22 protein-coding genes and 1 riboswitch are annotated in these 23,421 nt (G+C 61.6%); of the genes, 12 read left to right on the top strand and 10 right to left on the bottom strand.

What is annotated here, in order from left to right:
* Nucleotides 1-256: 256 nt before the first annotated feature.
* On the bottom strand, nucleotides 257-1,408 hold the full coding sequence (gene spoIIP, locus PH256_RS10260; RefSeq protein WP_270914065.1) for a stage II sporulation protein P: 1,152 nt from the start codon (nucleotides 1,406-1,408) through the stop codon (nucleotides 257-259).
* Nucleotides 1,409-1,477: 69 nt separating this feature from the next.
* The gene (gene gpr, locus PH256_RS10255) at nucleotides 1,478-2,284 is read right to left on the bottom strand and encodes a GPR endopeptidase (protein WP_270914064.1); all 807 of its coding nucleotides are present in this window, start codon (nucleotides 2,282-2,284) and stop codon (nucleotides 1,478-1,480) included.
* A 181-nt stretch (nucleotides 2,285-2,465) separates the two neighbouring features.
* Between gpr and rpsT the strand changes: the two genes are divergently transcribed.
* The gene (rpsT, locus tag PH256_RS10250) at nucleotides 2,466-2,729 is read left to right on the top strand and encodes a 30S ribosomal protein S20 (protein WP_058963370.1); all 264 of its coding nucleotides are present in this window, start codon (nucleotides 2,466-2,468) and stop codon (nucleotides 2,727-2,729) included.
* A gap of 122 nt (nucleotides 2,730-2,851) precedes the next feature.
* Here the strand turns inward: rpsT and PH256_RS10245 are convergent, their stop codons facing one another.
* The 5 genes from PH256_RS10245 to spoVAC all read right to left on the bottom strand — a co-directional run bounded on the left by PH256_RS10245 (nucleotide 2,852) and on the right by spoVAC (nucleotide 8,406).
* Entirely contained in the window at nucleotides 2,852-4,606 is a 1,755-nt protein-coding gene (locus PH256_RS10245) for a leucine-rich repeat domain-containing protein (RefSeq protein ID WP_270914063.1), read from the bottom strand.
* Between the two features lie 147 nt (nucleotides 4,607-4,753).
* Nucleotides 4,754-6,376, bottom strand: coding sequence for a Na/Pi cotransporter family protein (locus PH256_RS10240; protein WP_270914062.1), 1,623 nt, complete (start codon nucleotides 6,374-6,376; stop codon nucleotides 4,754-4,756).
* A gap of 186 nt (nucleotides 6,377-6,562) precedes the next feature.
* Complete coding sequence (gene spoVAE / locus PH256_RS10235; RefSeq protein WP_087184822.1) at nucleotides 6,563-6,919, bottom strand: stage V sporulation protein AE; 357 nt, start codon at nucleotides 6,917-6,919, stop codon at nucleotides 6,563-6,565.
* Nucleotides 6,916-7,941 (bottom strand): stage V sporulation protein AD, encoded by a 1,026-nt coding sequence (locus tag PH256_RS10230; RefSeq protein WP_270914060.1) that lies wholly within the window; start codon nucleotides 7,939-7,941, stop codon nucleotides 6,916-6,918. Before PH256_RS10230 ends, spoVAE begins: the two co-directional genes overlap by 4 nt.
* Nucleotides 7,942-7,959: 18 nt before the next feature.
* Nucleotides 7,960-8,406, bottom strand: a complete 447-nt coding sequence (gene spoVAC, locus PH256_RS10225) for a stage V sporulation protein AC (protein WP_087184824.1) — start codon at nucleotides 8,404-8,406, stop codon at nucleotides 7,960-7,962.
* A 155-nt stretch (nucleotides 8,407-8,561) separates the two neighbouring features.
* Between spoVAC and pyrB the strand changes: the two genes are divergently transcribed.
* The 5 genes from pyrB (at nucleotide 8,562) to PH256_RS10195 (ending at nucleotide 13,180) form a co-directional block, all read left to right on the top strand.
* The gene (pyrB, locus tag PH256_RS10220) at nucleotides 8,562-9,629 is read left to right on the top strand and encodes an aspartate carbamoyltransferase (protein WP_333766373.1); all 1,068 of its coding nucleotides are present in this window, start codon (nucleotides 8,562-8,564) and stop codon (nucleotides 9,627-9,629) included.
* Nucleotides 9,630-9,752: 123 nt separating this feature from the next.
* The gene (gene prmA / locus PH256_RS10210; RefSeq protein ID WP_270914059.1) at nucleotides 9,753-10,676 is read left to right on the top strand and encodes a 50S ribosomal protein L11 methyltransferase; all 924 of its coding nucleotides are present in this window, start codon (nucleotides 9,753-9,755) and stop codon (nucleotides 10,674-10,676) included.
* A 1-nt stretch (nucleotide 10,677) separates the two neighbouring features.
* A complete protein-coding gene (locus PH256_RS10205) occupies nucleotides 10,678-11,400 on the top strand; it encodes an RsmE family RNA methyltransferase (RefSeq protein ID WP_270914057.1) in 723 nt (240 codons plus the stop codon).
* Nucleotides 11,401-11,433: 33 nt separating this feature from the next.
* On the top strand, nucleotides 11,434-12,135 hold the full coding sequence (locus tag PH256_RS10200; RefSeq protein WP_087184828.1) for a TVP38/TMEM64 family protein: 702 nt from the start codon (nucleotides 11,434-11,436) through the stop codon (nucleotides 12,133-12,135).
* 175 nt (nucleotides 12,136-12,310) lie between these two features.
* Nucleotides 12,311-13,180, top strand: coding sequence for a DegV family protein (locus PH256_RS10195; RefSeq protein ID WP_270914056.1), 870 nt, complete (start codon nucleotides 12,311-12,313; stop codon nucleotides 13,178-13,180).
* A 49-nt stretch (nucleotides 13,181-13,229) separates the two neighbouring features.
* Here PH256_RS10195 and PH256_RS10190 read toward each other — a convergent pair whose 3' ends face one another.
* From PH256_RS10190 to dapA, 3 genes are all read right to left on the bottom strand, one after another.
* A complete protein-coding gene (locus tag PH256_RS10190) occupies nucleotides 13,230-13,772 on the bottom strand; it encodes a flavodoxin family protein (RefSeq protein ID WP_087184830.1) in 543 nt (180 codons plus the stop codon).
* Nucleotides 13,773-13,859: 87 nt separating this feature from the next.
* Complete coding sequence (gene dapD / locus PH256_RS10185) at nucleotides 13,860-14,552, bottom strand: 2,3,4,5-tetrahydropyridine-2,6-dicarboxylate N-acetyltransferase (RefSeq protein ID WP_087184831.1); 693 nt, start codon at nucleotides 14,550-14,552, stop codon at nucleotides 13,860-13,862.
* 78 nt (nucleotides 14,553-14,630) lie between these two features.
* Nucleotides 14,631-15,518 (bottom strand): 4-hydroxy-tetrahydrodipicolinate synthase, encoded by an 888-nt coding sequence (gene dapA / locus PH256_RS10180; RefSeq protein WP_270914055.1) that lies wholly within the window; start codon nucleotides 15,516-15,518, stop codon nucleotides 14,631-14,633.
* 100 nt (nucleotides 15,519-15,618) lie between these two features.
* A riboswitch (Lysine riboswitch) is annotated at nucleotides 15,619-15,789 on the bottom strand.
* Between the two features lie 166 nt (nucleotides 15,790-15,955).
* On the opposite strand from dapA, the gene PH256_RS10175 reads away from it, so the two are divergent.
* The 6 genes from PH256_RS10175 (at nucleotide 15,956) to PH256_RS10150 (ending at nucleotide 23,346) form a co-directional block, all read left to right on the top strand.
* The gene (locus PH256_RS10175) at nucleotides 15,956-17,059 is read left to right on the top strand and encodes an amidohydrolase (RefSeq protein ID WP_270914054.1); all 1,104 of its coding nucleotides are present in this window, start codon (nucleotides 15,956-15,958) and stop codon (nucleotides 17,057-17,059) included.
* A gap of 315 nt (nucleotides 17,060-17,374) precedes the next feature.
* Nucleotides 17,375-19,066, top strand: a complete 1,692-nt coding sequence (locus PH256_RS10170) for a peptide ABC transporter substrate-binding protein (protein WP_270914053.1) — start codon at nucleotides 17,375-17,377, stop codon at nucleotides 19,064-19,066.
* A 194-nt stretch (nucleotides 19,067-19,260) separates the two neighbouring features.
* On the top strand, nucleotides 19,261-20,259 hold the full coding sequence (locus tag PH256_RS10165; RefSeq protein ID WP_087184835.1) for an ABC transporter permease: 999 nt from the start codon (nucleotides 19,261-19,263) through the stop codon (nucleotides 20,257-20,259).
* Complete coding sequence (locus tag PH256_RS10160) at nucleotides 20,256-21,320, top strand: ABC transporter permease (protein WP_270914052.1); 1,065 nt, start codon at nucleotides 20,256-20,258, stop codon at nucleotides 21,318-21,320. Before PH256_RS10165 ends, PH256_RS10160 begins: the two co-directional genes overlap by 4 nt.
* 11 nt (nucleotides 21,321-21,331) lie before the next feature.
* Nucleotides 21,332-22,411, top strand: a complete 1,080-nt coding sequence (locus PH256_RS10155; protein WP_270914051.1) for an ABC transporter ATP-binding protein — start codon at nucleotides 21,332-21,334, stop codon at nucleotides 22,409-22,411.
* A 2-nt stretch (nucleotides 22,412-22,413) separates the two neighbouring features.
* Entirely contained in the window at nucleotides 22,414-23,346 is a 933-nt protein-coding gene (locus PH256_RS10150) for an ABC transporter ATP-binding protein (protein WP_270914049.1), read from the top strand.
* Nucleotides 23,347-23,421: the final 75 nt, after the last annotated feature.

The following is a 23,421-nucleotide window of genomic DNA, read 5'->3' as shown; positions in this document are numbered from 1 at the left end:
CTTTTCACGCTCAAAGATAAGCGCTGCGGCTTAACGCGCCGCCCACGGCTCACCCTACTGACCGTTGCCCGGCCAGAATCCGGCGGGCAGGCGTTGGGGCTGCAGCTCCAAAGGGTTCGTTCGGCGGGTCTTGTGCGCGCGGCTTGCACCATCCCGCGCTCGCTGGGGCCAAGGCTCCCGCTTACTTTTCTTTTTCTCAGCCATTGTACTTGGTATTTTACCCCCGCCGGGCGGGTTTGTCAACGGCCAAGCGTCCCTATTGCCCGCCAAACAGCGCCGCCAGCGCCTGCCCCACCAGCCGTCCGGAATATTTGGCCTGCTCCAAGGTATTGCCGTGGCTGCCGATTTCAATAAGCAGGCTGCCGGTGGTAAGGTCTTGGTTGTAATACCGGTAATCGAACAGCACCGGGCGCGTCAGGCCCGGATACCGGCTCTCCATGGCGTTCTCCCAAGCGGCCGAAAAGGCCAGATTCTGCTGGAAGTTGGGCAGGTTCCCGCCGTTGTCCGCTCCGCAGATGATCATCACCTGAGCGGCGGTCTGTCCGTCGATCTCGGCCACCGCGCTCACACGCTGGCCGCTGGCGGGCTCGATCGCGTCCCGGTGCACATCCAGCACCACCTTGATGCTGGGATACTGTTCCAGATAGGCGCGCACGGTTTCGTTGCTGCGCTCATAGCTGCCGTTGTAGCTGGGGTAATCGTGGAGGGTGGTGTCGTGCAGGGTCACGATGCCCGCCGCGTTCAGCTGGGCGGCGATCTCCTCGCCCACCGCCGCCATGTTCACCGCAAGATCGGTGCTGCGGCAGGTAAAGTTCGGGTCGTACCAATCCTTTTCCTCCAGCTCATAGGTCTCGGTGGTGTGGGTGTGCATGATGAGCACCTGGGGCTCGCTGCTGCCCGGCTCGATGGAGAAGGGCAGCCCCCGGGAAGCAGCGTCCGCCACCTGAGAAGCGGAAAGACTGGTGCAGTTTTTGATGGTGCCCGCCCCGCAGGGGATGTAAAGGCCGCCCTCGCCCTGCTCGTAGTGCTCGGTCACAATCTGCCCGGCGTTTTCCGGCCGGGGCTGGGGCTGGGCAGTGGGCTCCGGCACCGGCTGCTCGCTGGCGGCGGGCGGCGGCTCGGATGCGGCAGCCTGTTCCGGCGCGGTGCTCGCAGCCACCGGAGCGGGAGCAGGCTGCGGGGATGGCGCGGCCTCGGCAGCGGCAGGCTGGGCAGGCGGGTCCTCCCAGGCCAACTGACGCACCGCCTCCAGTGCCGCCGCCGGGTCCACCAGGGCAGCGCCCGCCACCGTAAGGCTTGCGGTCATGCTGGGCGGGCCCAGCTGCTCAGCGGCGTTCCAGGCCAGTATCCCCACACCCGCCGCCAACGCTCCCGCGCCCAACCGGCGCAGCCAGCTCGATCGGCCCATGCCGCCGCCCCCTTTCCGTTTTAAGTCCTGCTCAAAGCATATGCGCCCGGGCGGGCGGGTTATTCCTGCTCAGTTGGCAAGATAGCACAGCTCGGCAATGCTTAAAGAGGGCTGCAGGGCCTTGTTGATGGCGGCGCTGAGCAGCTCGGAGCCACTGCGGATCACCCCGTCCAGCTGGCGGCAGGTGAGGATCAGTCCCTTTCCCCCCTCCATGCAGCCATCCGCCTCCATCAGGGTGGGCACCCCCACCGCCAGCACCGGCACTCCCAGCATGGCCCGGGTGATGCAGCGGCCGGAATCCGGCCGTGCGGGGGAAAGTCCGGTGTCGCTGATCTGGATGGTGCGGCCCAGCCGGGCCGGGTCGGAGGTACACAGGCTGTCCACACAGAGGATGGCGGCGGGCTTCAGGGTACGCACCAGTCCCGCCAGCAGCTGGGCCAGCGGAATGCCGGTGGCCCCCGAAGCCCCCGGACTCACGCAGACCACCTCCCGCAGGCCCAGGCCGTCTGCCCGGGCATCCGCGGCAAGGCCCCGGGTCACCAGCACGCCCGCGGCGGTGCGGGGGCCCAGTGCGTCCACTGTGACCCGCCGGTTGCCCACGCCCACCACCAGCACCAGGCCCACAGCGGGCAGCATGGCCCGCAGCTCGGCCGCTGCCGCGCTGATCAGCCGCTCATCCCGTTTGTCCAGTGCGGCCAGACTGGGGGTCTCCAGGGTGGAATACCGCCCCGCCGGGCGGGCCAGTCCCTGCCGGGTGATCTGCACCCGGGTCAGCCGGATGGGCCCGCTGCTGACGGTGCGCACCTGCACGCCGGGGGGCACCGTACCCTTGCCCGGGCGGAACAGCTCATCGGCCATATCGGTATATATGTTCATGCCTTCTTCCTCCTTTTTTGCGGCCGCGGAGAGAAAATTACGCCCGCGGCGGGTCTTTTCTCAGTGTTGGCCGCCGGATTTCAAAAAATTCTCCGAAAAAAGTATGAAAAAAGGCTTGCAACACCCGCTCAAATGTGATATTATAAATTGCACTGTTATGGGTGACAAGGAGGTGGTACGAATGCCTAACATTAAATCGCAGAAGGATCGTGTCGTTCAGTCCAAGAAGGAAGCCCTTCACAACAAGGCGATTAAGTCCAACCTGAAAACAGTCGTGAAGAAGGCAGACGCTGCCATCGCTGCGAATGCAGCTGATAAGGAAGCCGTCGTTGTTGCTGCTATCTCCGCTATTGATAAGGCTAAGAGCAAGGGTGTACTGCACAAGAACACCGCTTCCCGCAAGATCAGCCGTATGGCGAAGCGCGCTAACAAGGCGAATGCTTGATTTTCGACAAAACAGAAGGGCCAGCTCATTTTGAGCGGGCCTTTTGTTTTTGCCTTTTATAAACAATACGCCCGCAGGGAGTTTCCCTGCGGGCGTGTTTTGCTGTTGCCGTGGTTCAGCAGTTATTCGTTCTCTTCCTGATGTTCCGTCTCTTCCTCAGCCAGCGCGCGGCGGATGGCGAATACAGCGGCCGCGATCAAAAGGATCAGCAGCAGAAGCAGCAGCCACCAGGCCCAGCCCTTTTCCTGTTTTTCCGTTTCCGGCACAGATTCCGGTGCAGCGGTCGGGCTTTGCTCCGGCGCTGGTGATGCGGTTGGCTGTGCGGTAGGCTGCGCGGAGGGAGATGCTGTGGGCGATGGGGCAGGGGATGTTCCTCCGGGGCGGATAACTCCTCCATTCGATGGGGTGGACGGCGGCTGCGCCGTGGGCGGAAGAACCGGCGCCGCAGTGGGCGTTTGAGTCACTGCAGGCTTCGGTATAGCAGTTGGCTTTAGTGTAGCCGTGGGCTCAGGCGTTGCGGTAGGCTTCGGCGTACCAGTCGGCTCTGGCGTAGCCGTGGGCTTCGGGGTAGCCGTTGGCTTCGGCGTGGCCGTGGGCTCCGGTGTAGCGGTCGGTTCCGGCGTGGCCGTGGGCTTCGGTGTGGCGGTCGGTTCCGGCGTACCGGTCGGCTTTGGGGTAGCGGTCGGTTCCGGTGTGGCCGTGGGCTCCAGCGTTGCGGTCGGTTCCGGCGTACCGGTGGGCTCCGGCGTAGCCGTGGGCTCCGGTGTAGCAGTTGGTTCCGGCGTGGCCGTCGGCTCCGGTGTGGCCGTAGGCAAAGGCGCTCCGGTCCAGTCAAATTGCAGGTGGGCGGTCAGTGTGGTTCCTTCCTCGGTGTACACATAGTCCACGGTACCTCCGGTCGCAATTTCATACAGTTCACCGTCCTCCAACTTGGCGCCGGTCAATGCGCTGATCTCCTCCGGCTGCAGGGGAATGCCCAGATCGGTGAGACTATAATGGTCGGACCCTGCGGGCAGATGAACCGCCACTGGGCGCTGATTGCTCAGATCCGCCGTGGGCGTGGCTTTGCCCATTTCGATGCCCAGCAATCGGTTTTCTCCGGCTAGCAGATCCACAACCTGCGGGTTGCCGCTCAGATCCAGAAAGGTAAACTCATTGTGCTCCAGACCCACCGTCTGCAGGTTGGGCAAGCCGCTCATATCGATCTCCGTCATGGGGGTATAACCCACCCACAGGTAGATCATTGCCTCGTTTTCCCCCAGCTCCAGACGGGTCAGCGGCCCGCCCAGATAGGTGAAATACTCCAGGTTCTGGTTGGCACTCAGGTTCAGCTCCTGAATGGGGTTGTCGCCGCAGGCAAGATCGCTCAGCGCAGGGTTTGCGCTCACGTCCAGGCTGGTCAGCTGGTTGGCGTGGCAGTGCAGGATTCGCAGTTCCGGCGCACCGGAGGGGTCCAGCTCGCTCAGACTGTTATCGTTGCAGAACAGTGTCTGCAGCTTGGGAGCCAGTGACAGCTCCAGGGATGTGAGCGCGTTGTTGTTGCAGTTCAGATACTCCAGGTTCGGGAACTGTTCCAGCCCCTGCAGCGACGTGATCCCCCGGTTGTGTATGTCCATGCGAACTACCTGTTCCCGCTCCGCGGCGGACAGTCCGCCGCTGGAATCGGTATCCAGGCTGCTCACGTACTTCAAAAAAGCCGGGTCGGGAAAAATCGAGGCATCCAGTGTCGCCTCGCCCTGCACTGCGGAAAGGGACGATGCGCCGGCCGGCTGCACACTTTCTTCGGATGCTGCTCCGACGGGAACAGCCAGCAGCGCCGCCGCCAGGGCCAGCGCCGCGATCCGGCGGCGAAGTTTGGTTGTTGAAAAAACCTTCATATATTACCTCATTTCCAGAATCATATGGGATGGTTTACATCTTTCATGCTACGCTCTTTTGCTCTGGAATGCGGTTGTCTGCCCAAGCATTGCAGCAAAAAGGGCCCTCCCCGGGAAATCCCGGGGAGGGCCCTTTTGATTTTTTGTTTATGCCAGAACCTGCGCGGTACGGCTCAGCTCCTGGGCGATGTTCAGTACATGGTCACCCACACGCTCGAAGTCGGTGAGGATCTCAGAGTAGAGGATGCAGCCCTCGTCGCTGCACTCGCCGTTCTTCATGCGCTGCATGTGATTTTCCCGGAAGCGGGTGGTCATGTCGTCGATGGTCTGCTCCAGCTTGGCAGCATTGTCCAGCCGGGAATCGCCATGCAGGTAGCGCAGCGCCTTGGCGCAGACAGCGCGCATCTCCATCAGCTCCTTGAGCGCGTCATCCGACAGCTGGATGTTCTCCTTTTCCAGCCGCTGGCCGTAGCCCAGAATGTTCATGGCGTGGTCGCTGATCCGCTCGATGTTGCCCGCGATGCGGAAGCCGGAAGCCACCGCTGCAGAGTCCTCGGCGTTGGTCTCGCGCACCATGGCCTTTGCCACGTAATGGCTGATCTCCTTGTTGAGCAGGTCCACCAGTTCCTCGGTGCGAATGGCCTTTTCGGTCTTTTCATCCAGCCCGCTGATAACGGCCTGGAAGGCGGCGTCCACGTTTTCGCTGGCCAGATCCAGCATGCGGCCCAGCTCCTGCTGCAGCTTGCCCAGCCATACAGCGGAGGAGCCCAGGGTGGTCTTGTCCAGATAGGCAAGGCCCATCATCTCGCGCTTCTCCTCCTCGGTCTTCTCGGCGGGTTCCGGCAGGATGCGCTCGGTCAGTGCAGCCATCTGAGTGCCCAGAGGCAGCAGCAGCAGAGTGGTTACGATGTTGAACAGGGTGTGCATGTTGGCGATCTGGCCGGGGATATTCTCCGGCGTGAACGATGCCACCAGAGCGGGCAGCGGGAACAGCACGCACACGATAGTGAAGATGATGGTACCGATGATGTTGAACATCAGGTGGATCAGAGTGGTGCGCTTGGCATTGCGGCTGGTGCCGATGCTGGCCAGCACCGCGGTGATGCAGGTACCGATGTTCTGACCGAACAGCACGAACACCGCGCTGGAGAAGCTGATCGCACCGCTGGCGGCCAGCGCCTGCAGAATGCCCACACTGGCGGAAGAGGACTGAATCAGAGCGGTGAATACCGCGCCCGCCAGGATGCCCAGGATCGGGTTCTCAAAGTGGGTCATCAGGGAAACGAAGGCGGGCTCATCGGCCAGAGGCTTCATGGCGGCGCTCATCATATCCATACCGATGAACAGCACGCCCAGACCGGCCACGATGCTGCCGTAGTTGTGCAGCTTGGGGTTTTTGAAGAAAACCACCAGCGCCACGCCCGCAAAGGCCATGAGCGGCGCCAGCGCGCCCACATCCAGGGCGATCAGCTGGCCGGTGATGGTGGTACCGATGTTGGCGCCCATGATGATCCACACCGCCTGGCGCAGGCTCATCAGGCCACTGTTTACAAAACCGACCACCATGACCGTGGTGGCACTGGAAGACTGGATCACTGCGGTAATACCTGCGCCCACCGCAACGCCCAGGAAACGGTTGGCGGTGAGTTTTTCCAGGATGCTCTTCATCCGGTTGCCGGCCGCGGCCTCCAGGCCGCCGCTCATCATGTGCATGCCGTAAAGGAAGAGCGCAAGGCCTCCCAAAAGGCTCAGAACATTTGCAAGCTGCATGATTTTTCCTCCTGCTTTCGGGCCGGTATCCTTCCGTGCCCTCTCGCTGTTTCTTAAATTTTACTTAGATTTTATGGGTCCATAATATAAATACCGTAAATGAAAAGCCCCGGTCAACAGACCGGGGCAAAACTTTACATAGATTTTTCATTCCAGTGCAAAAACCGGGATTTCTTTGTACAATTGTCAGTTCTGGTCGTGAGGATGGCCCAGTGCCGCGGCTGCCACGCCGCAGATCAGGCTGGCGGTCACCCCGGCTCCAGCCGCCGTAAATCCTCCGGCCAGAATGCCCAGAAGACCCATCCGGTTCACCGCGTCGATCACTCCCTGGGCCAGCAGATGCCCAAAGCCGGTGAGGGGCACCGTGGCCCCGGCACCCGCCAGCTCCACCAGCGGGCCGTAAAGCCCCAGGGCGGACAACACCACTCCGCTCACCACATAGCTCACCAGAATCCGGGCGGGGGTCAGGCTGGTCAGATCAATGAGCACCTGCCCGATTACACACAGCACACCGCCCACCACAAATGCCCACAAATAGCTCATTCGCCTTCCTCCCTTCCGGCACTCAGCTCCACCAGATGGGCCACACCGGGAATGCTCTCGCCCTGCAGAAAGGTGATCTGGCTCATCAGCGCCCCGGTGGACAGAAACAGCACCCGGTTCAGCTCCCCCTTCTGCAGAGCGGGCAGCACACTGGCACACAGCACACTGGCCGAGCAGCCCGCGCCGCTGCCGCCAGCCTGCACATCCTGGTGCTGCACATCATACAAGGTAAGCCCACAATCTCGGTGGTTTTTCAGGTCCATGTCCTCTTTTTCCAACAGCTCCTTCAAAAGGCGGGTGCCCACGATGCCCAGATCACCGGTATACACCGCGTCAAACTGAGAGGGCGCGCAGCCGGTGTCCTCACAATAGCGCAGAATGGTCTCTGCGGCTGCGGGGGCCATGGCCGCCCCCATGTTGTTGATGTCGCAGATTTCGTAGTCCCGCACCCGGCCGAAGGTCACCGCCCGCACATAAGGCCCTGGGCCCTGAGGCTCCACCAGGCAGCAGCCTGCGGCGGTGGCGGTCCACTGAGCGGTGGGGGTGCGCTTGCCTCCGTAGGTGAGGGGAGTGCGGAACTGCCGTTCCGCCGCACAGAAATGGCTGCTGGCCAGCGCCGCTGCCCGCGAAACACAGCCGCCCGCCGCCAGGCAGGCGGCCAGCCCCATCGCCTCGGCCATGGTGCTGCAGGCGCCGTACAGCCCGGCAAAGGGCGCGTCCAGCTCCCGCATGGTGTAACCGGTGGCGGTGCACTGGTTCTGCAAATCGCCTCCCAGCACCAGATCCAGCATCTGAGGGCTGCAGCGGCCCTTTTTCAGCGCCAGGTCCAGGCAATAGCGCTGCAGGCGGCTCTCGGCCTTTTCCCAGGTAAGCTCTCCCAGTGTATTTTCCTCAAACAGCAGATCAAATGTTGCCGCCAGCGGACCTTCGCTCTCCCGCTTTCCGCCCACAGCGGCAAAGGCGGAAATGCAGGGCGGGTCTCGAAAGCGGATGGTATCGCCGGTACGCACGGCGTTCGTCATGGTCCTCATTCCTTCCCCTTATATGAATGGCCGCAGCAGGTGGTAAACAAGCCCCCACACCGCGCTGGCCGCCAGGCCGTACACCACCACCGGCCCGGCGATCAGAAACATCTTGGCCCCCACGCCGGGCACAAAGCCCTCGGACCGGTATTCCATGGCGCTGCTCACCACCGAGTTGGCAAAGCCTGTGATGGGCACCAGCGTGCCCGCCCCGGCCTTTGTGGCTATCTTCTGATACCAGCCCAGCGAGGTGAGCACCGCACTGAACAGAATCAGGGTCACGCTGGTCATGGCAGAGGCATCGCTGAGCACAAAGCCCTTTGCCAGATACGCCCGCCGCAGCACCTCGCCCACCAGGCAGATGCCGCCGCCCACAAAAAACGACCACAGGCAGTCCTTTCCCAGCTTGGAATGGGGGCTGGCCCGCCGGTTCATTTCGTCGTATTCCCGGGGCGTGATCTTCATGGCAAACTTCTCCTTTTTCAAATGGTCTTTCCGGTAGTATTTCCACCGCCCGGGAACCGTATTCGTCAAAGGGCGGCAAAATTAAGGATTGACTATTGTCAGTGCCCGCCGACTGGTGTAGAATAGGAACGATAATAACAAAGGGGGACTACCTTGTGAAGAAACTGATCAGTCCGTTGGATCTTTCCACCGCCGAGATCGACCAGCTGCTTGCTCTGGCCGACCGCATCATCGACGACCCCGCCGCCTACGCCCACAAATGTGACGGCAAGATCCTGGCCACCCTGTTTTTTGAACCCAGCACCCGCACCCGCCTGAGCTTCGAATCCGCAATGCTCCGGCTGGGCGGCAAGGTGTTGGGTTTTTCTTCGGCCAATTCCTCCAGCGCCGCCAAGGGCGAAACGGTGGCCGACACCGCCCGCGTGGTCCAGTGCTATGCGGATATCATCGCCATGCGCCATCCCCGTGAGGGCGCGGCCACCGCAGCAGCTGCCAAGATCAAGTGCCCGCTGATCAACGCGGGTGACGGCGGCCACCAGCATCCCACCCAGACCCTCACCGACCTGCTCACCATCCACCGTCTGAAGGGCCGGCTGAACAATCTGACCATCGGCCTGTGCGGCGATCTGAAGTTCGGCCGCACGGTGCACAGCCTGATTCGCGCCATGATGCGCTACGAGGGCATCCGGTTCGTGCTGATCAGCCCCAAGGAGCTGATGATCCCCAGCTACATCCGGGATGATATGACCGCTGCCGGCTTCCCCATCCGGGAGGTGGAGAAGCTGGAGGACGCCATCGGCGAGGTGGATGTGCTCTACATGACCCGCGTACAGGGCGAGCGCTTCGCGGACCAGGAGGAGTACCTGCGCCTGCGGGACCGCTACATCCTGGATGCCGCCAAGATGGCGCTGGCAAAGCCGGACATGATTGTGATGCATCCGCTGCCCCGGGTCAACGAGATCGCCACCGAGGTGGACGACGACCCCCGTGCCGCTTACTTCGAGCAGGCAAACTTCGGCCGCTTCGTGCGCATGGCGCTGATCCTCACCATGCTGGAAAGCGAAACCGACAATCCGGTAATTCCGGAGCATACCGAGGTGCTGGGTGACTGCCAGAACCCCCACTGCATCACCCAGGTGGAATCCTCTCTGCCCCGGCTGTACACCCGCAACGAGAAGGGCGTATGCCGCTGCGTGTACTGCGAGCATGAATATCAGGGCTGACCGCCCCGTTTCGCCTGCCTGGCCTGGCCGGGCAGGCGTATTTTTTCATGGGCTGTTCACGAACCGGCCATAAAAAATGCTATAATATAGAATACTATATATAAGAAACCGAGGTTTTGATCTATGCAGTGGACCGATATCCGCATCACCGTACCCAAGGCCCAGGCAGACACCGCCGAGGCCATCGCCACCGGCATCTCCGGCGGCGGCATCTACATTGAGGACTATTCCGACCTGGAGACCCAGGTGGAGCAGATCGCCCACGTGGACCTGATCGAGCAGGATTTGCTGGACAAGGACCGCACCAAGGTGATCGTGCATCTGTATCTGGCGCCGGACGAGAACCCCGCCGAGGTGGTGGAGCTGGTCCGCAGCCGCCTGGCCGCCGCTGAGGTGGACTACACGCTGGCCGCCGAGGGCGTGGAGCAGGACGACTGGGAGAACGGCTGGAAAGCCTATTACCACGCCCTGACCATCGGCCAGCGGCTGGCCATCGTGCCCAGCTGGGAGGAATTCGACACCGACCGTGTGGTCATCAAGCTGGACCCGGGCATGGCCTTCGGCACCGGCACCCACGAGACCACCGCCCTCTGCCTGGAGGTGCTGGACGGCCTGGTGAAGGGCGGCGAGCGGATGCTGGACATCGGCACCGGCAGCGGCATTCTGGCCATTGCGGCTCTGAAGCTGGGCGCGGCCAGCGCCGAGGGCGTGGACATCGACCCCATGTGCGTGCGCACCGCCGGTGAGAACGCCGCTCTGAACGGGGTGGATGACAAGCTGAAGGTGCTGATCGGCGATCTGTCCGACAAGGCCACCGGTACCTACAACATCATCACCGCCAACATCGTGGCCAACGCCATCCTGAGCCTGGCCCCCCATGTGCCCGCTCTGATGGCTCCCGGCGCCACCTTCATTGCCAGCGGCGTGATCGATACCCGCCGGGACGAGGTGGTGGAAGGCCTGCGCGCCGCCGGTCTGAACGTGGTCGAGGTGCGCGAGCAGAACGGCTGGGTGGCCATCCTGTGCAAAAACGGGGGCGAAGCCTGAGATGCCGCACCGCTATTTTACCAGTGAGATTTCCGGCGATACCGCCCGGATTACCGGGGCGGACGCCCACCACCTGGGCAAGGTGATGCGGGCAAAGACCGGCGAGCAGGTCATCCTGTGCGACGGGGCAGGCTTTGACTACGACGGCGTGATCACCGCCATCGAGCCGGCTGAGGTGACCCTGTCCGTTTCCGGCAAGCGGCCCTGCACCGCCGAGCCCAAGGCGAAGGTTACCGTCTTCGCGGGCTACCCCAAGCAGGATAAGCTGGAGCTGATTCTGCAGAAATCCGTGGAGCTGGGCGCCGAGCGCATCGTGCCCTTTTTCAGCCGGTTCTGCGTGGTGACTCCCAAAAAGGAGGACCAGAAGAACCAGCGCTACGCCCGCATTGCCGCCGAGGCTGCCAAGCAGTGCGGCCGGGGCATTCTGCCCCAGGTGGAGCTGCCGCTGAACATCAGCCAGCTGCCCGGGCGCTTTTGTGAATTTGATGCGGTGCTCTTTTTCTACGAAAAGGGCGGCCGTCCGCTGCGCCAGTGCGTGCCCGCCGAAGGCGGCCGCATCGCTCTGATCACCGGGGCAGAGGGCGGCTTCTCCGAGGAGGAGGCCCAGGCACTCATTGATGCCGGTGCCACCCCTGTGGGCCTTGGTCCCCGCATTCTGCGGTGTGAGACTGCACCCATTGCCGCCCTGGCCGCAGTAATGACCCTGACCGGCGATCTGGAGTAATTTCCATTCCTTGTGAAAGGAGACCTTTGCGCTATGAACCACCCCCTTGCATCCCCCCGTGCCCGCCGCTGGGCCGCGGCTGCAGCTCTGCTGCTGGTCTGCCTGGCAGGCGGCGCGGCTGTGCTGGCGTTCCGCGATGAGCTGTGGGCCATTCTGACCAGCCAGGCCGCCCGGGACCAGTTCATCGGCTGGGTGCAGAGCAAGGGGATTTGGGGGATTCTGGTGTTCCTGGCGCTGCAGATTCTGCAGGTGGTTGTGGCCGTCCTTCCCGGCGAGCCGGTGGAGCTGATGGCTGGCGCCTTGTTCGGCCCGGTGGGCGGCCTGCTCATCTGTCTGGCAGGCATTTTGCTGGGCAGCATGTTCATCTATGCCGCCATGAAGCTGCTGGGCGCAAAGGCCGTTCCCGCCCAGGCCTTTCACAAGTACCGCTTTTTGCAGGATGAGCAGCGGGCGCGGCGGGCGCTGTACCTGTTGTTTTTCCTGCCCGGCACCCCCAAGGACATGCTCACCTACATCGGCCCCTTTCTGCCGGTGAAGCCGGGGGAGTTCTTCTTCATCTGCACCCTGGCGCGCATCCCCAGTGTGGTCACCAGCACGGTGGCCGGAAGCAGCCTGGCCGACGGTGGTCTTCTTGTTCCCATTGTGATCTTTGTGGTCATGGGCGCATTGGGCCTTGTCTGTCTGTACGGTGAGCAGCGCATTCTGGACTGGCTTCACCGCCGGAAAGAAACCTGAATTTCTTTTTTACCCGCCGCGGCGAATGCCGCGGCGGGTTCGTTTTTTGGTAACGCTGGAAATTCCGGCCATTGTGTGCTACAATTTTTTTACAGTGATTCCTCGCCCTGTATCTTCTGCGGGCAGTGTCACAAGCGGGCAGGAGCCCGCAAACAGGAAATGGAGTGGTTTTTTCATGGCAGAATATGTGTTGTTCACCGATTCCACCACCGATCTGCCGGTGGAACTGGTACAGGAGATGCAGGTGGAGGTAATGCCTCTGGTCTTTACGCTGGGCGGCAAGAATTACCGTAATTATCCCGATAACCGGGAGCTTTCGCCCAAGGAATTCTACGACCGGCTGCGAGCCGGTGAGGTGAGCACCACCAGCCAGATCAACCAGGCGGATTTCCTGGATACCTTTACCCCTGTTCTGGAGCAGGGAAAGGACATTCTGTACCTGGCCTTCTCCAGCGGCCTTTCCGGCACTTTCAATTCCGCCCGTCTGGCTGCTGAGGATCTGCGGGAGCAGTTCCCCGAGCGCACCATCGAGGTGATCGATACCCTGCAGGCCAGCATGGGCGAGGGCCTGGCGGTGTATTATGCCGCCTGCCTGAAAAACGAGGGCAAGAGCCTGCGTGAGGTGGCAGACTGGTTTGTGGAAAACCGCCAGTCCATCTGCGCCTGGTTCACGGTGGATGACCTGATGTTCCTGAAGCGGGGCGGCCGCGTAAGCGGCGCCGCGGCGGTGGCCGGCACCCTGCTGGGCATCAAGCCGGTGCTGCATGTGGACGAGGAAGGCAAGCTGATCCCCATGGAAAAGGTGCGCGGGCGCAAGGCCAGCCTGGACGCTCTGGTCAAGCACTTCGCCGCCAGCACCTACGACCGCAGCGAGCAGGTGGTCTTTGTGAGCCACGGCGACTGCCTGGAGGACTGCCGCTATGTGGCCGACAAGATCGCCGCTCTGGGCGTAAAACGGGTGTGCATTTCCACCATCGGCCCGGTGATCGGCGCCCATTCCGGCCCCGGCACCGTCGCCCTGTTCTTCCGTGCAGAAAAACGATAATTTTAAAGAACAAGCGGGCGGGATCGAAAGATCCCGCCCGCTTTCTTTTTTATTGAATGGCCGCTCCCATAGCCCGGGCCTGTTCCAGTGCCGAGTGTCCGGTCATCTCGCCCGGACCCTGCACGCCGCCCGCAAATACGGTGCCTGCCAGTTCCAGGTTTTCAAAGCAGTCGATCCAACCCTGGATACCGCTTTCCGCACGCTTTGGCACAAAGTCCTCGGTTTCAGCGGCCGCACTGAGCAGATACACCTGCCGGAAGGCGTTCTCTCTCCCGTACAGCGGCTCGGTACGGTCCAGGAAGGTTTTCAGCTGGCCGCACAGCTCGTAATAATAGATGGGCGTGGCAAAGGCCACCACCTGAGCAGCGCGCAGCTTTTCCAGCAGCGGGGCCACATCGTCCCGAATCACACAGCTGCCGGTTTTCTGGCAGGCAGTGCAGCCCCGGCAGAACCGGATCTCCTTGTCCCGCAGGCTCACCAGCTCCACCTCATGGCCCGCCTGCCGTGCACCTTCGGCAAACTGCTCGGCCAGTGCATGGGAATTGCTGCCCGGCCGCAGGCTGGCGCTGATAACCAGAACCTTCTTTTTCATCTTGATCCCCCTTTCTTGTATATTATTTATTTGATTATACAAAAAGTTGATCCGTCAAAAAAGGCCCGGCAGCGCCGGGCCTTTTGCTTACAGGGTACGCAGGGCGTCCTGCAGGGCGGTTTTCTGGGTGGTTTTTTCATCCTTCTGTTTGATGACCCGGGCAGGAACACCGGCCACCACAGCGCCCGCAGGCACATCCTCGATGACCACGCTGCCGGCGGCAATCACCGCGCCTTCGCCCACATGCACGCCCTCGATGACTACCGCGTTGGCACCCACCAGAACGTCGTCCTCCAGGATCACCGGCTTTGCGCTGGCGGGCTCGACCACACCGGCCAGCACCGCGCCCGCGCCCACATGGCAATGCTTGCCCACCGTGGCCCGGCCGCCCAGCACAGCGCCCATATCGATCATGGTGCCCTCGCCGATGACAGCTCCAATGTTGATGATGGCGCCCATCATGATGACCGCCGCGTCGCCGATCTCCACCTGCTCTCGGATGATGGCGCCCGGCTCGATGCGGGCATTGATGCCCTTCAGGTCCAGCAGGGGAATGGCCGAATTGCGGCAGTCGTTTTCCACCACCATGTCCTCAATTTTATCCGCATTGGCCTCCAGAATGGGGCCAAGCTCCTTCCAGTCGCCAAACACGATCTTGGCACCGGTGCCGAACACCTTGGCGGAGCCGTAGTTCAGGGGCTCCTTCTCCTGAATGGTGATCTTCACCGGGGTCTTCTTCTCGGCGTTTGCGATGTACTGAATAATCTGTTCTGCGTTCACGTGTCTTTTCCCACCTTGTTGCTTTGTTTTGGCCGTTCTATTATGCCACATTCCCGGCCATTTTTCAAACCCCTGCGCTCAAACCAGTCCGGCAGCCTTCAGGGCAGCGGTCAGCTTGGCCTTTGCGGCTTCACCCATGGGCCCCAGAGGCTGGCGATAACCACCCACATCCATGCCCATCTGGTTCATGGCCTCCTTCACGGGGATGGGGTTTACCTCCAGGAACAGACCGTTGATCACGTCCAGCAGGCCCAGCTGGGTCTCCAGCGCCTTCTGCCGGTCCCCGTTCAGATAGTTCATGACCATATCGTGGGTCTGGCGGGGCAGAATGTTGGCCAGCACCGAGATCACGCCGCTGCCGCCCAGCGACAGAATGGGCAGAACCATATCATCATTGCCGGAATAGAGGGCGAAATCCTCGTTCACATAGCGGGCGATCTTGGCGGTGTAGCTCAGGTTGCCGGAGGCCTCCTTGATGCCCATGATGTTGGGATGGGTCGACAGGCGGCGCACCACATCCTCGGAGATACCGCAGCCGGTGCGGCCGGGCACATTGTACAGAATGCAGGGGATATGCACTGCATCCGCCACCGTCTTGAAGTGGTTGTACATACCCTCCTCATTGGTCTTGTTGTAGTAAGGAGTGATCAGCAGCAGACCGTCCGCCCCCAGCTTTTCAAAGCTCAGGCTCTTTTCCAGCATGGTCTGAGTGCAGTTGGAACCGCTGCCCGCAATCACCGGCACCCGGCCGGCCACCCGCTTGACCACGAATTCGCAGACTGCGTCGTCCTCCTCATGGCTCATGGCCGAGCTCTCGCCGGTGGTGCCCAGAATCAGCAAACCATCGGTGCCGTTTTCCAGGTGGAAGTCCACCAGCTGGGCCAGTTTTTCAAAATTAACGCTTCCATCCTCATGGAAGGGGGTGATCAGGGCCACGATGGAGCCCTTCAGATTCTTTGCGGTCATAACGGCTGCTCCTCTCTCTATTTGTAAGCTTGCATACAACAAAAAACGCGCCGGAAGGGCGCTGCGGCCTTACCGGCGCGTGGACAATACCACCGCTTACAGGTAAGATAGCGCCCCCGCGGTCCTTCCGCGGACAGTGCCGCGGGTATTCCCCGGGGCCCCATCGGCGCCGCCGTGCCCGGATGCGCCGATTCGGCGGGCTTGCCCCGCCCCACGCTCCGTGCCTGCCGGCTCCTGTGGGGTTCATCGCACCCGCGCCTCTATCCATATATCTGCATCATAGCACGCTATCAAGGTGAAGTCAACGGCTTTTTCCTTCTTTTCCCCGGCGTTTCCGCGCTTGTGCATCCGGGCCGGGTGCCTTATAATAGGAGCAAAACGCAAACAAAAGCCGGCGTACCATGCTATGCCACCGGCTGAGAGGGGAGAGACATTTCATGACGCAGCAGCTGCTGACCCAATACCGCCGGGACCTGCACCAGATCCCGGAAACCGACTTTGACCTGCCCGAAACCCTGGCCTATATCCGCCGGGTGCTGGAGCAGTATCCCTGCACCCTGTTTTCGCCCTGCGAAAGCACCCTGTGCGCCTACTTTGACGCAGGCAAGCCCCACACTGCTGCCTTCCGGGCCGATATGGACGCTCTGCCCATCGCCGAGCGCAGCGGCTGCGACTACGCCTCCCGCCACGAAGGCAAAATGCACGCCTGCGGTCACGACGGCCACATGGCCATGGTGCTGGCGCTGGCCGGGCGGGTGAGCGAAGTGCTGGACAAGCTGCCCCGGAACGTGCTGCTGGTGTTCCAGCCCGCCGAGGAGACCACCGGCGGCGCAAAACTGGTGTGCGACAGCGGCGTGTTTGAAGAATACCACTGCGACCGGATCTTCGGCTGGCATCTTTGGCCGGACCTGCCTGCCGGAGCCATCGCCAGCCGACCCGGTCCGCTGCTGGCCCGCTCCAGTGAGGTGACCGTGACCGTAACCGGCAAAAGCAGCCACGTGGCCAAGCCCCACGAGGGACGGGATGCATTGTATGCCGCTTCCGCCTTTTTGTGCGAGAGCTACCGGCGGATGGAGCTGCTGGGCCGGGCGGAGGAGCCCCGCCTGCTGAAATTCGGCAAGCTGACCAGTGGTCAGGCCCGCAATGCCATCAGCGACTCCAGCCTGCTGCTGGGCACCCTACGGGTCTATTCCGACGAGATGTTCAACGCCGCCGAGGCCATGCTGCGGGATCTGGCCAACACCCTCGAGCGGGAAACCGGCTGCAGCTTTACCATCGCCTTCTCGGCCGGCTATCCGCCGGTGCGCAACGACCAGGCCCTGTTTGAGCAGGCTCGCACCGCCCTGGCTGAGCTCCAGGTGCTGGACGAACCGCTGATGATCTCGGAGGATTTTTCCTTCTATCAGCAGCAGCTGCCCGGTCTGTTTTTGCTGCTGGGCACCGGAACCGGTATTCCTCTGCATGCGGATACCTTCGATTTTGACGAAAGCGTGCTGGCCGCCGGACTCGCTGCAGACGAACTGCTACTGTTCTTGAACTGAATACACTTTTTTCTTGAATTCCCCATAGAACTGCTTGCCCTTGTTATTGCAAGCAGTTCTATGGGATTTTTTGTTTGCTTATCAAGGACATATCTCCAGCAAATCGCCTGTTTTCACACTTTTTTCACTTGTATCCCTATGCATTTTCACAAAATACTTTCTCACTGTTTGACTTTATCACTTTCGCGCAGTATAACGCTAAACAACGACAGAGATGTCAGGGGCCGGCGGGCAGATTCCCGCCGGGCTGCCTGCTCTTTTTTCGTTTCAAGGGGTTTGCGAAGATCCAATCCAAAAAGAGAGGAGCACACACACATGAAACTTTGGAAACGCATGGGCGCCGCCGCACTGGCCGGTGCACTGGCGCTGAGCATGGTCGCCTGCGGCGGCGGCGACGCTGCAGCCAGCGGCACTTCCACCGCGGCGTCCTCTTCCGGCACTGCGGCCGCAACCGGCAGCAACGTGCTGAATGTTATGACTGAGGTCGAGGTCGCCTCGCTGGACCCCCAGCTGGCCACCGACGGCACCAGCTTTGAGGTAATCGCCGACTTCACCGACGGCCTGATGCAGATGGACGCGGACGGTCAGCCCGTTCCCGCCATTGCCGAGAGCTACGAGGTGAGCGAGGACGGCTGCACCTACACCTTCCACCTGCGTGAGGATGCCAACTGGTCCAACGGCGATCCCGTTACCGCCAACGACTTCGTGTTCGCCTGGCAGCGCGCGGCTGATCCCGCCACCGCCTCCGAGTACAGCTACATGATGAGCGACATCGGCCAGATCAAGAACGCCGCCGAGATCATCGCCGGCGAGATGGATAAGAGCGAGCTGGGCGTCACCGCAGTGGACGAAAAGACCCTGCAGGTGGAGCTGACCGTTCCCGTTCCCTACTTCCTGAACCTGATGTATTTCCCCACCTTCTACCCGGTGAACCAGGCATTCTATGAGGGCCTGGCTGAGGGCACCTTCGGAACCAGCCCGGACACCGTGCTGAGCAACGGCGCCTTCATTCTGGACAGCTACGAGCCCGCGGCTCTGTCCTTCAGCCTGGTGAAGAACCCCGACTACTACGACGCTGACAAGGTCCAGCTGGACGGCCTGAACTACCAGGTCATCAAGGACAGCCAGCAGGCCTTCATGAGCTACCAGAACGGCGATCTGGACATCGTCAAGCTGAGCGGCGACCAGGTGGACCAGGTTCAGGGCGACCCTGAGCTGAGCGTACACGGCGCCGGCTACCTGTGGTACCTGACCTTGAACATGGACGGTGTACCCGCTCTGGCCAACCAGAATCTGCGCCTGGCTCTGACCCACGCCATTGATCGTACCTCCATCGTGGAGGACGTGGTGAAGGACGGCTCTCTGGCCACCTACACCGCCGTTCCCCCGCAGTTTGCCACCGGCCCGGACGGCAGCGACTTCTCGGAAGATCAGACCATGTTCCAGGATGTCTGCAGCGACGATCCCGCCAAGGCTGCCGAGTACCTGGAAGCCGCCAAGGCTGAGCTGGGCCAGGATACCTTCACCTTCCAGCTGCTGGTGGAGGACACCACCGAATCCCAGAACGTGGCCGCTGTTATCAAGGAGCAGGTGGAAACCAACCTGCCCGGCGTGACCATGGAGATCAAGGTTGAGCCCAAGAAGCAGCGCGTTGAGGACATCCAGGAAGGCAACTACGAAGTCTGCCTGACCCGCTGGGGCCCCGACTACGCCGATCCCATGACCTACCTGAACATGTGGATCACCGATAACAACAACAACTACGGCAAGTGGAGCAATGCCGAGTACGACGCCATCATCGCCGACTGCACCACCGGCCAGTACGTAAGCGACGCTTCCGCTCGCTGGCAGGCCCTGTACGACGCGGAGAAGATCATCATGGACGAGGCTGTTATCGTTCCCGTTTACACCAAGGCCGATGCCTGCATGATCAAGTCCAATGTGACCGGCGTGGACTTCCACCCCGTTGCTCTGAACCGCGTGTTCAAGAGCGCCACCAAGGGCTAAGGCCCTTTGAACCGCCCGTTCCGCGGGCGGGACAATTCCGATAACCCCCTGAATTTTATGCCGCACAGCTTCCCTTGGCTTTGCAAGGCAAGGGAAGCTTGTGCGGCTTTTTTGTCCGGCGGGCGCATTGCGGCGCCCGGCCCCGTTCAGGGTTTCTTGTATCAAAAGACTGTATCAAAAGAGGGAGATCGCTTGTGAAAAGTTATATTCTGAAACGAGTGCTCATCTCGGTATTCACCCTTCTGGCCATTACGCTGGTGCTGTTCTGCCTGCTGCAGCTCATGCCCGGCTCCCCCTTCAACGACGAGAAGCTCACCGAAGACCAGCGCATCGTCTTGAACGAAAAATACGGTCTGGATCAGCCGGTGCTGGTCCAGTTCGGGCGGTATGTGGCCAACCTGGTGCAGGGTGATTTCGGCGTGAGCTACAACATCAGCAAAAACACCCCCATCAGCCAGCTCATTCAGACCCGCCTTCCCATCAGCATTCAGGTGGGCGGCATGGCCGTTGCCCTGGGCGCGGTGCTGGGGCTCATTCTGGGTGTGATCGCCGCACTGAACCACAACACCTGGCTGGACAGCCTGTGCACCGCCATCTCGGTGCTGGGCGTTTCGGTGCCAAGCTATGTATTTGCCCTGGCGCTCAGCTACACACTGGGCTTCCGGCTGAAATGGCTGCCCATGCTGTACTCCGCAAACACGCCGTTCCTTTCCAGCGTGATGCCCAGCATCGCGCTGAGCATGTTCACCATGGCCTCCATTGCCCGGTTCACCCGCAACGAGATGATGGAGGTGCTGGGCAGCGAGTACATGCTGCTGGCCGAGAGCAAGGGCATCAACGGCGCTCCGCTGATTCTGCGTCATGCGCTGCGCAACGCGCTGATTCCCATCATCACCGTGCTGGCTCCCCTGATCGTGGACCTGATGACCGGCAGCCTGGTGGTGGAGAAGATCTTCTCCATTCCCGGCGTGGGCAGCCTGTTGGTCACGGCCATCCAGTCCAACGACTACAACGTGGTCATCGCCCTGAGCTTCATCTACAGCGCCATGTACATTGGCATCATGCTGGTGGTGGACCTGCTCTACGGCGTGATCGACCCCCGCATCCGGGTAACCGGTGAGGGCGGCCGCATGGGCTTCTTTGCCCGCTGGCGGCTGGTACTGTTCGGCAGAAAGAAGGTGGCGAAGGTATGAATCAGGTACAAACCATTCCCGCCGGCACCCGGGCCGATCTCCCGGACCTGCGGCCGGAGGATTTCACCCTGCGCAGCAGCCGTGAGGATCATCTGGATGCAAACTTCGCCAGCCAGGGCTACTGGCACGACGTGCTGCACCGTTTTGTTTCCAACAAGGGCGCAGTCATTGCTCTGGCGCTCATTCTCATCATTGTGGTCATGGCGGTGATCGGCCCCAGTCTGAGCGGCCGCAGCTATTCCAGCCAGACCCTGAGCGAAAAGAACTTCGCGCCCCGCATCCCAGTGATTGAAAACCTGGGCATCTTCAACGGCGACGAGGTGCTCACCACCACCACCGGCAGCCGCGTGGTGAACGAATACGAGGAAAAAGGCCTGACCGACACCTACTACTGGTTCGGCAGCGACACCCTGGGCCGCGACATCTTCACCCGCGTATGGGAAGGCACTCGGGTCAGCCTGGGCATCGCCATTGTGTCCGCCGTGATCAACATGACCATCGGCATGTGCTACGGCCTGATCAGCGGCTACTTCGGCGGTTGGGTGGACACCATCATGCAGCGCTTTGTGGAGATCAACAACGGCATTCCCCGTCTGGTGATTGTGACGCTGCTGCTTCTGGTGGTCAAGCCCGGCTTCACCACCATCGTCATCGCGCTGGTCATCACCGAGTGGATCAACATGAGCCGTATCGCCCGGGCCGAGATGCTCAAGCTGAAGGAGCAGGAATTCGTTCTGGCCAGCCGTACCCTGGGCGCGGGCAGCTTTTTGATCATCTTCAAGGAAGTATTGCCCAACATCATCGGCCAGATCATCACCCAGCTGATGTTCAGCATCCCCACTGCGATCTTTACCGAAGCCTTTTTGAGCTTCGTGGGCCTGGGCATTCCCGTTCCCCAGTGCAGCCTGGGCAGCCTGATCAGCGAGACCTTCAACAGCTTCACCACCCACCCCTACCAGATTGTTCCTCCCATCGTGGTGATGTCGCTGCTGATGCTCTGCTTCAACATGCTGGCCGACGGCCTGCGGGAAGCCTTTGACCCCAAACTGAAGGAAATGTGAGGTGACAGACCATGGAAAACAATGCAAAGGAAACCGTATTGTCCATTCGGGATCTGTCCATCACCTTCAAGACCGGCGCAGGCCCGGTGAACGCCATCCGCGGCGTGAACATTGACCTGCCCCGGGGCACCACCCTGGCGGTGGTGGGCGAGAGCGGCAGCGGCAAGTCCGTCACCTTCAAGGCGGCCATGGGTATCCTGGCCTCCAACAGTGTGGTGAACAGCGGCAGCATCGTATACAACTACCGCCACAACGACGGCACCCCCGCCACCGTGGACATTCTGAAAATGAAAACCCGCGACATCCGCCGCCACATCAACGGCAAGCGGATCGCGATGATCTTCCAGGACCCCATGACCAGCCTGGACCCCACCATGCCCATCGGCAAGCAGATCATGGAGGGCATGGTCTGGCATTACAAGACCCCCAAGCAGCAAGCCTGGGACAAGGCCGTGCGTCTGCTCACCGAGGTGGGCATTGAGGAGCCGGAAAAGCGGATGCGCCAGTATCCCCACCAGCTCAGCGGCGGCATGCGCCAGCGCGTGGTCATCGCCATCGCCCTGGCCTGTGACCCGGATGTGCTCATCTGCGACGAGCCCACCACCGCGCTGGACGTGACCATCCAGGCCAAGATCCTGGAGCTGATCAAGCGCATCCAGGCCGAGCGCGGCATCAGCGTCATCTACATCACCCATGACCTGGGCGTGGTGGCCAAGGTTGCGGACTTCGTGAACGTGATGTACGCGGGCCGCATCGTGGAGGCGGGCACCATCGACGAGATCTTCTACGATCCCCGCCACCCCTACACCTGGGGCCTGCTCAGCGCCATGCCGGATCTGGACACCGAGGACGACCGGCTCTACACCATTCCCGGCTCTCCGCCGAACCTGCTGCATCCGGTGCCCGGCGACGCCTTTGCGCCCCGGAACGCCTACGCACTGAACATCGACGAGCGGCTGGACCCGCCCCTGTTCCGAATCAGCGAGACCCACTACGCGGCCAGCTGGCTGCTGGATGAGCGGGCGCCCAAGGTGGAGATGCCGCCCGAGCTGAAGGCCCGCATTGAGCGGATGAAAAAGGAGGGAATCTGACAATGGAAGAAAGAAAACCCCTTCTGGAAGTCAAGGGCCTGAAGCAGTACTTCAAGGGCAGCCACCAGTTCACCGTGAAGGCGGTGGACGGTGTGGATTTCGTGATCTATCCGGGCGAGACCTACGGTCTGGTGGGTGAGAGCGGCAGCGGCAAGAGCACCATAGGCCGCAGCGTAATCCGGCTGTACAAGCCCACCGCCGGGCAGATTCTGTTCAACGGCATGGACATTTCCGGCGATCTGAACGCCCAGCAGAACCGGCAGCTGCGTACCCAGATGCAGATGATCTTCCAGGACCCCATGGCCTGCCTGAACCCCCGCAAAAAGGTGGGGGAGATCATCGCCCAGGGTCTGGACATCCATCACCTGTACTCCAGCCGTGCCGAGCGCCAGGAAAAGGTGGCGGCGATTCTGAAAAAGGTGGGCCTGGCCCCCGAGCACGCGGACCGCTACCCCCACCAGTTTTCCGGCGGCCAGCGCCAGCGCGTGGGCATTGCCCGGGCGCTGATCATGGACCCCAAGCTGATCATCGCCGACGAATGCATCAGCGCATTGGACGTTTCCATCCAGGCCCAGGTGGTGAACCTGATGAAGGACCTGCAGGAGGAAACCGGCACCGCCTACCTGTTCATCGCCCATGACCTGTCCATGGTGAAATACATCTCGGACCGGATCGGCGTATTGCATCTGGGCCATCTGGTGGAGACCGGCACCACCGAAGAGATCTTCAACAATCCGGTACATCCCTACACCCAGAGCCTGCTCAGCGCCATTCCCCAGCCGGACCCCCGCACCGAACGGGGCCGGGTGGCCAAGAGCTACGATTACCGCACCGCCGGAGTGGATTACCTGGCGGGCAAGCAGCAGCATCTGGGCGGCACCCACTACGTGCTGGCCACCGACGAGGAGCTGGCCCGCTGGACCGCCCGCGCCTGATTTTCATTTTGCGATCCTCTCTTTTGATACAAATGCAGAACCGGCCGGCCCCGATCATGGGGCCGGCCGGTTCTG

This window comes from Allofournierella sp. CML151 (assembly GCF_027853465.1).
Taxonomy (GTDB): domain Bacteria; phylum Bacillota; class Clostridia; order Oscillospirales; family Ruminococcaceae; genus Allofournierella.
This window is presented reverse-complemented; position numbering and strand designations above follow the sequence as displayed.

What these genes read in the sequence shown, in the direction of transcription:
- spoVAC (WP_087184824.1), bottom strand. Translation starts at nt 8,406, where the DNA reads ATGAAGATCACGCCCCGGGAATACGACGAAATGAACCGGCGGGCCAGC.
- spoVAE (WP_087184822.1), bottom strand. Translation starts at nt 6,919, where the DNA reads ATGAGCTATTTGTGGGCATTTGTGGTGGGCGGTGTGCTGTGTGTAATC.
- PH256_RS10150 (WP_270914049.1), top strand. Translation starts at nt 22,414, where the DNA reads ATGGAAGAAAGAAAACCCCTTCTGGAAGTCAAGGGCCTGAAGCAGTAC.
- PH256_RS10200 (WP_087184828.1), top strand. Translation starts at nt 11,434, where the DNA reads ATGAACCACCCCCTTGCATCCCCCCGTGCCCGCCGCTGGGCCGCGGCT.
- prmA (WP_270914059.1), top strand. Translation starts at nt 9,753, where the DNA reads ATGCAGTGGACCGATATCCGCATCACCGTACCCAAGGCCCAGGCAGAC.
- PH256_RS10190 (WP_087184830.1), bottom strand. Translation starts at nt 13,772, where the DNA reads ATGAAAAAGAAGGTTCTGGTTATCAGCGCCAGCCTGCGGCCGGGCAGC.
- dapA (WP_270914055.1), bottom strand. Translation starts at nt 15,518, where the DNA reads ATGACCGCAAAGAATCTGAAGGGCTCCATCGTGGCCCTGATCACCCCC.
- PH256_RS10245 (WP_270914063.1), bottom strand. Translation starts at nt 4,606, where the DNA reads ATGAAGGTTTTTTCAACAACCAAACTTCGCCGCCGGATCGCGGCGCTG.
- PH256_RS10155 (WP_270914051.1), top strand. Translation starts at nt 21,332, where the DNA reads ATGGAAAACAATGCAAAGGAAACCGTATTGTCCATTCGGGATCTGTCC.
- rpsT (WP_058963370.1), top strand. Translation starts at nt 2,466, where the DNA reads ATGCCTAACATTAAATCGCAGAAGGATCGTGTCGTTCAGTCCAAGAAG.
- gpr (WP_270914064.1), bottom strand. Translation starts at nt 2,284, where the DNA reads ATGAACATATATACCGATATGGCCGATGAGCTGTTCCGCCCGGGCAAG.
- PH256_RS10160 (WP_270914052.1), top strand. Translation starts at nt 20,256, where the DNA reads ATGAATCAGGTACAAACCATTCCCGCCGGCACCCGGGCCGATCTCCCG.
- PH256_RS10205 (WP_270914057.1), top strand. Translation starts at nt 10,678, where the DNA reads ATGCCGCACCGCTATTTTACCAGTGAGATTTCCGGCGATACCGCCCGG.
- PH256_RS10195 (WP_270914056.1), top strand. Translation starts at nt 12,311, where the DNA reads ATGGCAGAATATGTGTTGTTCACCGATTCCACCACCGATCTGCCGGTG.
- PH256_RS10230 (WP_270914060.1), bottom strand. Translation starts at nt 7,941, where the DNA reads ATGACGAACGCCGTGCGTACCGGCGATACCATCCGCTTTCGAGACCCG.
- spoIIP (WP_270914065.1), bottom strand. Translation starts at nt 1,408, where the DNA reads ATGGGCCGATCGAGCTGGCTGCGCCGGTTGGGCGCGGGAGCGTTGGCG.
- PH256_RS10240 (WP_270914062.1), bottom strand. Translation starts at nt 6,376, where the DNA reads ATGCAGCTTGCAAATGTTCTGAGCCTTTTGGGAGGCCTTGCGCTCTTC.
- PH256_RS10175 (WP_270914054.1), top strand. Translation starts at nt 15,956, where the DNA reads ATGACGCAGCAGCTGCTGACCCAATACCGCCGGGACCTGCACCAGATC.
- PH256_RS10170 (WP_270914053.1), top strand. Translation starts at nt 17,375, where the DNA reads ATGAAACTTTGGAAACGCATGGGCGCCGCCGCACTGGCCGGTGCACTG.